This is a genomic window from Novosphingobium cyanobacteriorum, assembly GCF_029436685.1.
Classification (GTDB): Bacteria; Pseudomonadota; Alphaproteobacteria; order Sphingomonadales; family Sphingomonadaceae; genus Novosphingobium; species Novosphingobium cyanobacteriorum.
On sequence record NZ_JAROCY010000042.1, the window covers coordinates 1 to 12764 of the forward strand.

At 61.7% G+C, this 12764-nt stretch carries 8 protein-coding genes and 2 pseudogenes; 4 read left to right on the plus strand and 6 right to left on the minus strand.

Going from position 1 to position 12764, the window contains the following annotated elements:
* Positions 1-118: 118 nt before the first annotated feature.
* Together POM99_RS21450 and POM99_RS21455 are read left to right on the plus strand one after the other, a co-directional pair.
* A pseudogene (locus POM99_RS21450) lies at positions 119-274 on the plus strand (MbcA/ParS/Xre antitoxin family protein); the annotation flags it as partial.
* Positions 271-1005: an RES family NAD+ phosphorylase gene (locus tag POM99_RS21455; protein WP_277280784.1), complete on the plus strand. Its 735-nt coding sequence runs from the start codon at positions 271-273 to the stop codon at positions 1003-1005. The pseudogene POM99_RS21450 and the gene POM99_RS21455, both read left to right, overlap by 4 nt.
* A gap of 65 nt (positions 1006-1070) precedes the next feature.
* Here POM99_RS21455 and POM99_RS21460 read toward each other — a convergent pair whose 3' ends face one another.
* The 6 genes from POM99_RS21460 to POM99_RS21485 form a co-directional block, all read right to left on the minus strand.
* Complete coding sequence (locus tag POM99_RS21460; protein WP_277280768.1) at positions 1071-1583, minus strand: DUF6933 domain-containing protein; 513 nt, start codon at positions 1581-1583, stop codon at positions 1071-1073.
* A 273-nt stretch (positions 1584-1856) separates the two neighbouring features.
* Entirely contained in the window at positions 1857-5318 is a 3462-nt protein-coding gene (locus POM99_RS21465) for a DUF4062 domain-containing protein (protein WP_277280769.1), read from the minus strand.
* Positions 5311-6450 (minus strand): hypothetical protein, encoded by a 1140-nt coding sequence (locus POM99_RS21470; RefSeq protein ID WP_277280772.1) that lies wholly within the window; start codon positions 6448-6450, stop codon positions 5311-5313. Before POM99_RS21470 ends, POM99_RS21465 begins: the two co-directional genes overlap by 8 nt.
* 432 nt (positions 6451-6882) lie before the next feature.
* Complete coding sequence (locus POM99_RS21475; RefSeq protein WP_277280773.1) at positions 6883-7464, minus strand: toll/interleukin-1 receptor domain-containing protein; 582 nt, start codon at positions 7462-7464, stop codon at positions 6883-6885.
* Between the two features lie 46 nt (positions 7465-7510).
* Positions 7511-7987 (minus strand): TIR domain-containing protein, encoded by a 477-nt coding sequence (locus tag POM99_RS21480; RefSeq protein ID WP_277280775.1) that lies wholly within the window; start codon positions 7985-7987, stop codon positions 7511-7513.
* A 2-nt stretch (positions 7988-7989) separates the two neighbouring features.
* Entirely contained in the window at positions 7990-9429 is a 1440-nt protein-coding gene (locus tag POM99_RS21485) for an SIR2 family protein (protein WP_277280776.1), read from the minus strand.
* A gap of 447 nt (positions 9430-9876) precedes the next feature.
* Between POM99_RS21485 and POM99_RS21490 the strand changes: the two genes are divergently transcribed.
* Together POM99_RS21490 and POM99_RS21495 are read left to right on the plus strand one after the other, a co-directional pair.
* Positions 9877-11865 carry a ParB/RepB/Spo0J family partition protein gene (locus POM99_RS21490; protein ID WP_277280778.1) on the plus strand — a complete coding sequence of 663 codons (1989 nt, stop codon included), beginning with the start codon at positions 9877-9879 and terminating at the stop codon, positions 11863-11865.
* 167 nt (positions 11866-12032) lie between these two features.
* A pseudogene (locus POM99_RS21495) lies at positions 12033-12653 on the plus strand (ArdC family protein); the annotation flags it as partial.
* Between the last annotated feature and the right edge of the window lie 111 nt (positions 12654-12764).

The window sequence follows — 12764 nt, forward strand, 5'->3', positions numbered from 1 at the left end:
AACATCCCCGCCCTCGCCGTTCGTATGCACAAACGGACAGCCTCAAACATGCCCAAGGGTGGGGTCAATTTTAGACGCCGATTACCCCTCAAACGGGGTCAATTTTGCACGCCGGTCTACAATCTTCTCGGATGCGACCCGTGGTTATGCCTGGATCAGGGCGACCAACGATGCATTCGGTAGAGTGAGTGGCCTTGACGTAATGCTCGGAGGCGAGCTCACCGACATCATGCGGGTGCGTCGCTACCTCGACGCCGAACGTGGTGGATGGTGAGCGGAACGGCGGATATCCCCGTTTCTCGAGTTGAGTGGAAGGGCGCTGTTCGGATCATCCGAAGTGCCTTTCCGCCCATCGACCTGTTCGAGGACATCGCTGATCCAGCCGACTGGCCGCTTTTGATCTCGGCAGAGCAGAAGACCAATCCTCGCATCATGGCGACGATTGGCAATCTTGACCTTGTTCCAGTCGACCGACGCGTCGGCGGCAACGGCGCTTCCTACCTCATGGCGCCATTCACACATGTCAGCACCGACCGGCCAAGTCGCTTTACCGATGGCAGCTACGGCGTGCTCTATGTTGGCGACCGGTTTGAAACCGCGTTGTTCGAGACGATCCACCACCATGCCCGCTTCATGGCGCGGACAAAGGAAGGGGCTGGATGGACCTCGCAGTTCCGGGAAATCGTCATGGCAGTCGATGCAGACTTGCATGATCTCCGAACTCGGGCGGGGGAGCCGGTTCCGGCGCTCGACCCCGACAGCTACGCGGCATCCCAAGCAGTCTCGCGGCACCTCAGGGGCGCGGGATCGAACGGGATTGCCTACCCGAGCATCCGGCATCCCGGTGGGGAATGCGTCGCGCTCTTCTACCCGGACTGCGCGTCGAACCCCATACAGGGGCGGCACCTCGACTATCACTGGGATGGTGCGCGCGTTGATCTGGTCCGTGATGCCGGATCGGGCGCTGTCTTCCGGATTGTCGATTTGCCGCCCGATCCCGTCTGACCGCATGAGTTGGGCCTCCGACCGAGTGCTGAAGGATCTCTTAGCACAGTGTCCGGCCAGCAGACTTAAATCTGCGAACTAGCCTTCACGAGTTCGTGGAGGGCCTTGTCCGGCGAAATCGGCCCCTTGTATAACGGGCTGCATGGGGTCTCCGCGAGCTTAGCCGAAATCGCCAAGAGGTCATCATCGTCGCCCTTTTGATAAGCATAGGCGGCGAGCCAGAACTCAGCTTGGCGAACGAACTCATTGAGGATGCCTACGACGCTCCGGTTCGCAGTTTTCGCGTACTGGACCTTGTCCATCCGCCAGACTTCCTGAGCGATGAATTCAGATGAGACGCCGTGCTCCTTCAGAACCAGCGCCAATTGTGCGGGGAATCTTCGAGCAAGCGTGGCCGCTGGGGCTAGCGGCATAAGCACGGGAAGCAGCGTGCACTCAGAAACCAGCAAAGCTACCTGCGGCTTCCAGAACAGGATGGTCGCATACCAGCTGCCCAAGTTGGTGTCGCTGTGCCCAGCGGTAACGATGTCCGGTTTGATCCGATCGAGCAGCTTTTTGGTGCAGTGGAGGTGGAACATGGCGGCGAACAATAGTGCTCGCTGCCGAGCGAGTCCATTTACGCTACCGGCCTCGAGTCTGGAATGGCAATGACCGACCAGATCACGACGTTCCAAGCCAATACTGCAAGGACGGACCTCAGCGGGAAAGCCGCCGTTCGCTCGGTTGCAGTGCCGCGCTAAAGCATCCCCCAAATTAAGTTCGTTGTCGCCCGGCGATCGTCGAGGCGTTGCTAAGAATAGTGGTGCCAATTCCCTGCATATGGCCGAGTCAAGTTAGCAAGCCCCGACGCGTTACCCTAGGATTGAGATAAGCAGGTCTCGGATCTTCGCGGAGAAAATTTCGTCATCGACGCTGCGACCCGTGGTCACGAAGATGACTTCATCAAGGAAGCGTGCGAGCATGATCTCAAGTTCTCCTCCTCGCTCTTCGCTCGCCGCCAATGCCTCGATCGCATCCTTCCGAGCGAAGACCACGATAGGTGGCTCCTCGCCCTCATTCGCGATGATCCGGGCGGTCGCAACGGGCTTGTCCTTCAGGCCTTCACGAAAAAAGTCCGTGACCGCTTGGCTCTCGACTGCCTGGGCGAAGACATGGACGTCGATCGCGGCGCCCTCTTCCAACAGGTCCGGCGAGAGAATATCCGAAAGCTCGTCTGCGAAGGCATCGAGGAAGGCTCCAATCACCAGCGCCGCGAACATCGCCTCAGGCCTTTTGGCATCGGTGCGCACCGTGAAAAGCAGGCGCTGCGTGCTGCCCAGGCGAAGGACCAGGTTCAGATCGTCATCTGGGCGGTGACGTACTATCATATGGTCGAGCCCGCTCGCGCAAATTCCGGTAAGCGTAAGCAATTCCGCGGTGGTAAAGGAGCGATGCCGACCAAAGCTGAGGATCGCCAGCAAGAGCATAGAGCCTAGCGATCCCTGTTTTCTCAGACCGCGCCGCTCGTCGACAGCAAGAAGGCACCGGACCAGACAATCGAACCAAAATGCACCATTCCGGCCGGGGAGAAAGGACCGGACCAGAGAGCCGAGGACGCTGGGTGCGGCCGCGCTCGGGCAGCGCGATAGCGCCACTGTCATTGCTTCGACCCAAGCACTCGCCCCCTTGAGATTGCTCCGGCCATCGAAGGCGAGCGCGATCAGCGTCTCGGGATATTCCTCCTCGGCGATGAACGGTACGAAGTAGCGCAACAGGCGCTCGGCTTCGGCACGATCATCTCCGCGAAGATACCCAGCGATGGCAAGCGCATAGTCGGACATTGCGTCACGGTCGTGCCCCTGAATCCGGTGGGCGTCTCCCCGCTCCTCAAGCGCGAAGGCCTGCTCGACCCAGGCATAACTGTCCGCCAACAACCCAGCGGCGTGGGTCGCATATTGCTCGGCACGTGCTGCGAGTGTGCGCCTTTCTACACCCTCCGCCGCTGCGGCGGCCTGATTGTCGACCGAGGCGAGCAAACGCGAGCTGCGTCCCTCGATGTCGGGCCGGCCCACTGACTGGCCGAGCTTGCCGCCCTCGGCATAGGCATCTCTCGCGCCAGCGAGATCCTCCGCATCACGCAACACGTTGCCAAGCATAATCTGGTTGATCGCCACCAGATATCTGTCGCCTAGTTCCTCGCCGATGGCGATCGCCTCGCGGGCCATCTCTTCGGCTTCCTCGAACCTTTTCTCGATGCGGAGGCGCGGAGTTTCCAAGTTGCACAACCACGCGCGATGACGAGGTGAATCGGGCTCGTCGACCTCGAGTTCGGCGCGGAGCGCTTCGGCTTCGCTTCTCCCCTCTTTCGAGAGTGTGAGCGATGCGATCAGATTGCGCGTCGCGATCTCAAGGCCATATCCATCCTCGAGCTCGGCGAAGACCTCGCGTGCGCGCCGAAAGATCAGCGCGGCGGCATCGGTGTCATTCACGCTCAGATAGGCGACGCCCTCGTCAATCAGCAGCCGCCCCTCGCGATCCTTGCGACCTTGCACTCGCGCAACATCGCGCAGCGCGCGCACGCGCTCGAGGGCGGCCGCCGATGCCGAACGCCTCAGATCGATCGAGGCCTGGAGCAGATCAATCATCTCTCCGGCTTCGCGATCGTCGATCTGAGCCGCAGTGTCGCGCGCCTCCTGCAACAGCAGCTCAGCGGCTTTGGTCGTGCCCTGGTTTGCGCGCGCTTCGCCGAGCGCGATCAGAACCGAAACAAGACGGCCCTTCTCCGAACGCGACCGATAATAGTCGACGAGATATTCTAGCGCATCGGTCAGGTGTCGCGTCGATCCGCTGAACACCGCCTCCGAGGCGGCTCGATTGGCGAGCCGCGCGACCTGCTCGGACATCTCGCTCCGCCGTAGGCTGAAGGCCGCCCAGGATCTTCCGGTGTGTGCTAGCCGCTTCGACAAGCGATCGACGAGCAGCCCATGCAATTGGGGGCGCTCAAGGACAATCTGCCCAATCTCCTCGCGCAGACTCTCGTGGATGAAGCCGTACCCCGCCGCGGTCTCCAACAGAAGATCGTCCATAACGGCGACATGCTTGGCGATCTCGGTTGGCGTAGCGGCCGCACTGCCCAGCAGAACTTGCATGTCGGATAGGGTCAGCATCGCCGGCGCAAGCGACAGATAGCCGAGGATCTCGCGCGAGACGGCATTCAACGCGTTGTAGCGCTGGCTGCCAGTTACCGCCGTCGCATTCATGCGAAGGAGGAGCGGCAGATCTCCCAGGCCGGCCGGGACCGACGCGCCGGCGAGCGTGCGCAGCGCCACCAGCTCGTCGCTGGTGAAGCCCTTTACCGGCAGCTCGTCTCCGGCTGCGCCGTCCGGCTTTTCGCGCGTGACGATCACCACTGAGCCAATGCCGCTCTGCCCGAGACAGGTGCCGAGCACCGACCAGACCGCATCGGCATCTTCCGGATCGTCCAGCACCAAGGGCCAGCCATTGCCGTGTCGCCAACGCGCGACCAGCATCGAGCGGGCGTCCTCGAACAAGGGTGTCGCAAGCTCCGGTCCGCGCGCGATCCCCAGCCGCTCGGCCGCGGCGAGCAGCGCCGTGCGGGCGTCCATGCCGCGGGCGTTGACATAAGCCGCTTCGCGCTCATGCGACCATTCGGCCACGAGCGCCGTCTTGCCTGCGCCCGATGCTCCTGTCACCCAGACGATCCGAGCCAGTGCTGCGGCCCGCGAAAGTTGATCGAGTAGTCCGTTGCGCCGGACGCGCAGCGCTCCGTCGCGAAAAATGGCGGCGAGCGTTGCACTCGCGGTGCCGATGGTAGGCGATGAAGTTTGCGCCAGCGTAACCCGATCGGTGATGAGCGCCGTCAGGTCATCGCGAAACCGCGCCTCGAGATCCTCGCCGTCATCGAAGAAATAGAGGACGTTCGGACCTGCCATCATCTCGCTGACCATCGCCTCGAGCCGGGCATCGCGGTCGCGCGTGGATTTCAGCACATAGGCTAGGAAGTCCTTGCCGAGCCGCTGCGCCTCGCGAAACTCGTCTTCGAGCCCGGAAATGAACATCCCTTTGGCTTCGTCGATCCATCCATAGGATTTGCGATAGATGCCGATGACGATGTGCGAGTCCTGGAGCTTGCGCAGATAGAAGTCGCGGGGCGCCTCTGCTCGTGCGCCCTCACGTTCGAACTGCACCGGCTCGAAGTTGAGGCCTCGAATAGCGGCGCGCGCGGCTTCCCGCTCGGTCGCGCACTCGCCGATTGTCGAGCTGATGAAGACCCGCAGGCGGTCTGCCGTCGCCTGCACGAGCGTGTCAGCCATAACCGAGTTCCCGAATGCGCTCGATCCGCTCAGCGACGGCGTCCCCGATCTCACGGTCGGGTTCGAGGCGCCGCAACAGGAAGGCGGTGTCGAGCCCGATCTGGGCGCTGATCTGGTCGTTCGAGATGACGGTGAGATCGACGTCCATCGAGGCCGGCTCCAGCACGCGATGACGGACGGCGTCGATCATGGCGAGGCGCTTGCGCGCACCGCTCGGCTGATAGGCAAGAAAATCGGCCGACCGTATATTGCAGATCGCCTGCTCGACCTGCCACCGGGCGCACCCCAGCACCAACGCCTGCTCCAGAAACGCGGCACCTCGGTTAGTGTTGCGGAGCACGTGGAGCGTCTTGGGCATCGACGCGGCGAGCCGCCGCTCACGGGCGCTCGCGACGCTCGCGGGATCCTGTTCCGGGGGCGGCGGCCAGCCGGGATCCGGGCCATTCTTCGTTCTTGCCTCGAATTCGGCCTCGGTTCTCGCCATCGTATGCGGCGGCCGATCCTCGGGCCGACGATAGATTTCAATGCCGGGCAGGAGGATGGCGTTATCCCAATTGGGCGTGAAGCCGAAGTCGCGGCTGCCGCCTCCGCGCGAGACGCTCTCCGGCATCTCTGCAACAATCAGCCATAGAGGCGCTACCGGCTGCTCGGCATAGTCGGCCAACTGGTCGAGCATCCAATGCCGCGAATCCAGGCGCTTGATATGGCTTGTCACCATCATGAGCGGCTGGCCGACCGTGTCGATTCCTGAAACACGCCAGCGCAGAAGATCGACCTGTTGGGAAATCGCAAGCACATAGCCCGGCCCATCATAAGCGATCTCAAGGCGAATCGCGTTCGGTCCGGATAGCGTGGTCCATTCCTTCAGGAGCGTGAGCGCGGACTGCATTCCGCGAATGTTGGAACCAACGAGCGTTATGAAGGGCAAGTCATCGGGGATGACCCCATAGCCGCAGCCCGAAAAGCCACCGGCGGCCAAGCGCTGCGATAGCTCCATGTTGGCCATGACCATCTCGATGGCGGGCCAGCCCCAGTCGTAGCCGCCTCCATCTTTGATGAGATCATCGCGCTCCGCCGTCTGCCGGTCAGCACCCTTCGCCTTCTTCGCGCCCTTTCTCTTTTTCGCTGCCATTCCTATTTCTTTGCGCGACTTCGACCAAATTTCCAAGGTCCGTCAGCCAGAGAATTCCCAACACCGGCCAAAGATTCGATCGCAGGCGGCGCATGATTGGCGGCAGCTTATCGCCTTTCGTGTATTTGAAGCCGCCGATCCGGTTCGTCCTCACGCCTGGACATAGGAGAATGACTTCTAGCCCGGGGCCGGCCGGTTTCGGCATAGCCGGACCTTTACAGCTGCGGCGCTGAGCGGCGGGTTTGTCGCAAGATACGGCGTTCCGCTTCCGGCAGCACGCGACCAGACCCGGTCACTCAGATCTGGCAACGCCAACGTCTTGTTCTCTCACAAGCTGCCGATTGGGGGCGCGAGCGGATCGTCAGTAAAGCGCCCCCCCGAAGCCGGACGTCAGATTGATTTCACCATGCGCGCGCCGGTCAAGAAACTCTCTTAAGCCGTTTTGCGGAACGTGCGAGGATCGCTGATCCATGTGCCCCATCGCCGCGACGCCGTGCTGCCTTTGTTGACCCAGATTTCTTCAACCGTGCTCCCAGTAGAGGGTGCTTCGTCCATATACGGGTAAATGCCGAGATATTCTTGGCCTTCGAAGGTCGCCTCGCGGTTCCTAGTGACGGGAAGGATAGCCACCGCCCCGTTAAAGCCGTCGAAATAGCCCAATTCCCACGGCATCCATTTGGACCCTCCGGAATTCGCGGTATGCACATAGACCAGCGATTTGCATTGGCGCATCCGCGCCCGGATCACCTCGGCGGATGCGGCGGTAACATTCCTCCTGTCCAGTTGCGGGTCTTCCAGCCAGTCGACATAGACCGTCTTACCATAGTCCTCGAGGACCGCCTTAACGCCCAAGATGATCTCCGCGTCGGATGTCGAATGGCTCAGGAAAATGTCGAAGCTGGTCTTGGTCTTGGTCGCGGCAACCTCCTCTCTGAGGACGGTCGCTGCCTTCCTCAAGGTTCCTGTCTTCTGCTGCGCGCGCTGCCGAATACGGCTTTCCGTGAATGTCGCCATCAATGCCCCCTAACGCCCCAAACCTCGCGCTCTCGAGGCCGCAGTTTTAGCGGCCAGCGGCGTTCGCTGCGGTCTCAATCCAGCTGCCGAGATTGGCGTAGCCGTTGTCGCTGACCCAATCATAGGTCGGGATCGAAACAACAACACCGTTGCGCTTGAACGTCCACTGACTGAACGGATTAGCGCCCTTGGTGTCGGTCTTCTGCGCGGCGTCCTTGAGGTTGTGTATATAGACGCCCAAGAGGCCGTTGTTCTTGGCCCAGCTTTGGGTGATCTCATAATTTACGTAATCGCGAGTCGCCGTCTCGGCGCCAATCAGCACGACCGTCACTGACGTGCCTTTGAGTTCGGCGTCGATCCAGGCTTTAATGGCCGCGTCGCCCTTCTTCTTGACCTCCTCCCAAGCCGCCTTGTCGAAGAAGCCGGATGCGACCCGCTCCTGCGTGACCCAGCTGTTGCGAACTTGTCCCGCCCGCCAAACGTCTCGTTCGTAGTGGAAGCTGAAAAAGGTGTGACGCGCCATGCCTATTCCTTTCTGAGAATGTCGATAATCTGGAGAATGGGTTCGATGAGCTCGAGCGGATTGTCGACCTGCTGGCCGAGCCGCTTGAACAGGGCATAGAAATCGTCGTTGTGCCCCGGAAGCGCGACTTTGATATCGCTCATCATCTCGTTCCAGAAGTCGGTCGATATCCAGCCGCTCGCGCCGATCGGTAGGCAATGCAGGCCCGCCTTGCGCGCGAGATCGAATTCTACCCGCATCCCGTCCGCCGGCACCACGTCGCCTGACTGCTGCTTGTTCCCCATAAGGAAGATAGCGATTCCAGCCTGCTCAATCAGCTCGGCTCGATAACGCTCGAAAACGCGTGTGCGTTCGGCCTGGTCCTGGATCCCTGCCGGGAAGGGCCGAAGTAGCAGGTGGCTGTCGATGGTGCGCTGGCTGCTGGAATATATTTGCTCGACGGCGCCGGTGACGACGGCGCTGCCGATACCCAGTCCAAAACCGCTTGTGATGCGGCAGTCGCGGTCGATGAGCGCCGCCGCAAGGCGCCTCAGGAAATTCTCAGTGTCCTGTTGTCCCCACGGGCCGTAGTCCGCCGCGCTTCCAGATATGAACACGGTCCGCTGCCGGAACCGGTTGGCGACTGTGCGCAGAAGCTCGGTGACATCGCCGTACTCTTCGACTGCGATAGTCTTGATGTTGAACCGTAGCAGGTCCTGAGCGACCAGGTCCTGGCGCGTCTTGGCATAGGCGAAGTCGGCCTCCGACTCGTTTGGCAGCTTAGAGCGAGTCTTGACGATACAGAAATGCTGCCGCTGGTTCCTCTCAAATCGCGAGCGAATCCGAGCCAAAACGTAGTCGAGATTGGGATCGGTGAAGCTGAAGCCGAGGAACAGGAAGGTCCGTTCGACAAGATCGCCGGTCAACGCAGTGACGAACGGCGCGTGAGTCCCTGCGTAGCGCTCATAATCGTCCTTGGTGAGCACAGCCTTGTCCGGATGCTCAATGTCGCCGTGCATCTTGTAAACGACGGCATCGCGCCCGCGAACTGTTAGCGAGAGCTGTTCGATGGTGTATTTTGCATCCACCCGTTTGCCGCTGTCCTTTAGAGCCTGTTCGATCAGCCGATCATAGTTGGTGGTCCAATAGCTGCGGATCGGAAGGCGGGCGAGCAGCCGATGATTTTCGGTGGGCGCAGGCAAATCCGTGAATTGGTCAATAAGGAGCTGATTGAGCTGGTTACGATTGCCGGCATTGGTGTTGAGGTGAAATTGGGCCAACCCGACGAGGTCGCTTTCTTTTTCTACGTCGAGCCCCAACGGAGTGGCGATTGGCGCGAGAAGGCCGCGCCAATCGACAAAGCCGGCGGCTTTGGAAAGGCCTGCCCCGATAAAGACTGCGGCATTGTCCTCGCGAAGTTCGGACAAGAACTTGGCTATGAATTCCTCTTCGACGCCATTCATCCACCACCTCCGTTCCATCTTTGTTCGACATTCATCAAGCGCACCTGTCAAGGCTTCTGCGTGATCGATCCACAAGCCTGAGGGCCTTCAGGTCGCGCCAAATGCCCCATCGAATGCTCGAGAGATGGGAGGAAAGGACAGGTCGCATATGTGAAACAACGGCAGCACCCTAATCGATTTCCGAAGCCGCTCTGTCGGCGAACGGCCCAGTTGCGGTCTTAATCCTGCGACGTGAAGCCTTCGCTGAGTGTAGGGTGTTGGCGGTAGACCTGCTTTCAACCCGCCGCGTGGGAATGACCGGAAAGTCGCAACCATCGCCAGCCGTCATTTTCCGTGCCTATCAGGAGATCTGCTTCGAACGCATTAGAGGGGAGCGGGCTTTGCCCTGGTTGAGCCATTTGGGCGTCGATGGTCGATGCGCCGGGCTCACAATCAGGAGTGTGTCCCATGATCAAATCGATCCCGCTGAACAAGCTCGTTCAGTCTCCCCGTAATGTCCGCCGTCACAGTGACCCGGCAGCAGATGCCGAACTCAAGGCCAGCATTGCTGCGCATGGTCTGCTGCAGAACCTCATCGTTAGACCCGCTGCCAAAGGCAAGTTCGAGGTGGAAGCGGGCGAGCGCCGTCGTCGTGCGATGCTGGCGCTCGCGGACGAAAAGCTCCTCGCCCGCGATCACGAAGTCACGTGCCTCGTGCTCGAAGACAGTGCCGAAGCCGCGGTCGAGACCAGCCTCGCGGAGAACTTCCACCGCCTCGCCATGAACCCCGCCGATGAAGCCCAGGCTTTTGCCGCGCTCGTGGCAGGCGGTGCGACTGTCGAGGACGTTGCTCGCCGCTTCGGTCTGACCGTCCGCTTCGTCGAGGGCCGACTGCGCCTCGCGACGCTTGCGCCCGTCGTATTCGAGGCACTGGCCTCCGGCCAAATCACTCTCGACATTGCCAAGGCCTTCGGCGCAACCTCGGATCAGGATATCCAGGCCCGTGTCTTCGAGCAGGTCTCCTCGGCCTACTACGCGCCCAATCCCGACAGCATCCGGCGCATGGTCCTCTCCGGGACTGTGCGGGGCAGTGACCCTCGAGCCAGGCTCATTGGCCGGGACGCCTACATGGCCGCCGGCGGTTGCATCGAACGCGAATTGTTCGATGACGATGACAGCGAATCCTGGGTCGACGTCGCGCTGCTCGAGAGCCTCGCCGCCGCGAAGATGGAAGAGCAGGCCAAAGCCCTCGCCGCCGAGCAGGGCCTCGCCTGGGTCAAGCCCACGCTCGATCCCTATGCCAGCCACGACCTGGTCGAAGGGCTGGTCCGGCTTCCCGCCGAACCGGCGCCATTAACCGAAGCGGAAGTGGCGAGGCTCGACGAACTCGATGCCTCCTATGACGAGCATGCGGCAATCCTTGAAGACGAGGACAGTGCCGAGGAGGCTGTGGCTGCGGCCGAAGCGGCCATTGAGGCGATCGAACGCGAATGCCAGGAAATCCGGGCCCGGCCGCCCGTCATCGCGGCCGAACTCAAGGCCGAGGCAGGGATGATCCTGGTGCTCTCGCGCGATGGCACGCCGGTTCTCCAGCCGGTGTTCTACGGCGAGCGTCAGGCTGAACCCGCCGAAGCCGACGATGGGATCGAAGTCGTTGCTGGCGAGGAAGGTTCGGACAAGCGCCGGACGACCTTGTCCAAGCGCCTGGTTGACGAGCTCGCCATGCAGCGCCGGGATGTCCTGGCACTGCACGTCGCATCTGACCCCGGTCTAGCGCTCGACATCATGGTCTTCACGCTTGCCGATGCCGATACCCACGACTGGCGGGCGCGGGCTGCGAGCACGCTGCGCGCGCCTGTTCCGGCAGGCCCGATCATCGGCTTCGAAGCTAAGGATGCTCCGGCGAGCAGCGGGCTTGCCGAGTTCCGCTCCAGTCTCGACGAAAGCTGGCGCGTTGGTGACGATGCGATCTCCCGCTTCGATCTGTTTCGCGCGCTGCCCGATGACAGCCGCGCGGCCTGGCTTGGCTATGTCGTTGCCCGGTCGCTCGAGGCGAGCCTCAACATGGCCGGTGAGCGTCAGCTGCCATTCCAGGATCATCTCGGAAGCCTGATCGGCATCGACATGGCGCAGTGGTGGCGCCCGACAGCCGCCAACTACTTTGACCGGGTGTCGAAGCAGGTGATCCTTGACGCGCTGACTGATGTCGGCGGTCTCGAGCTCTCCTCGCGCTTTGCCTCGGTCAAGAAGGGGTACCTCGCGATGAGCGCGGAGCGCGTCTTCTCTGGCACCTACATCACCGAAGTCGAGGTCCGTGAAAAGGCTCTGGCCTGGGTGCCTGAGGTCATGCGCTTCGCCTCCGCTGCACCGGAGGTTGGTGAAGCCGAGATCGAAGCAGCTGACGCTGAGCCTGGTGTCGACGGCGAAATTCATACCCCCCGCGAGCTGGCCGCCTGACCTCCTCCTGACAGGCTCGGCCACTCGTACCTCGAGAAGCGGTCCTTCGGCTTACGCCGGAGGGCCGCTTCCTTTTTGGGAGCAGAGCAGAGGGGGCTCGGGAACCTGTGGCACTGACCGGCGAACCCGTCGCCGACTGTCCAAATGCCTCAATCAGGAGAACCATCATGGCCTATCGCAAGCGGCAGGGCAGCGGCGTGTCGCCCGCCACCCGCATCACCCAGGAAATCATCGCTCGTCTGGAAGCTGGCACGAAGCCGTGGATCAAGCCGTGGCGCGGCGTGCCCGTTTCCCGCCCCTTGCGGACCTGCGGGATTCCGTACCGGGGCATGAATGTGTTCTGGCTGTGGATGGTCGCCGATATGTGCGGCTATGCCTCGCCGTTCTGGATGACGTATAACCAAGCCAAGTCTCTTGGCGCCCAGGTCCGCAAGGGCGAGAAGTCGACCATCGCGATCTTCTACAAGAGCTACACCAAAGAGGTGGAAGCCCCCGATACCGGCGAAAAGACCGACGAGGCCCGCCGGGTGCTCAAGGCCTATCCGGTCTTCAATGCCGATCAGGTCGAAGGTCTGCCCGAGCGCTTCCATCCGGCTGCAACGCTGGAGCTGGTCGAGCCTGAAGGGCGCGAGGCCGAGCTCGACGCCTTCTTCGCCGCCATCCCCGTCAATCTGCGCCACCAGGGCTCTGAAGCCTATTACGAACCCACTGCAGATCGCGTCACGATGCCGCCGACCAGCCTGTTTTCCGGCTTCGACCACTACTATGCCACGCTCGCCCACGAGGTATGTAACATCGCAAGTGTCCTCATTTCGAGGACAGTCGATGGCCTCCTCACTTTGGTTGCGCGGCACCATCGCAGGGCCTGCCTTGCGATGTCAGGACGGGAGTCCTGATCA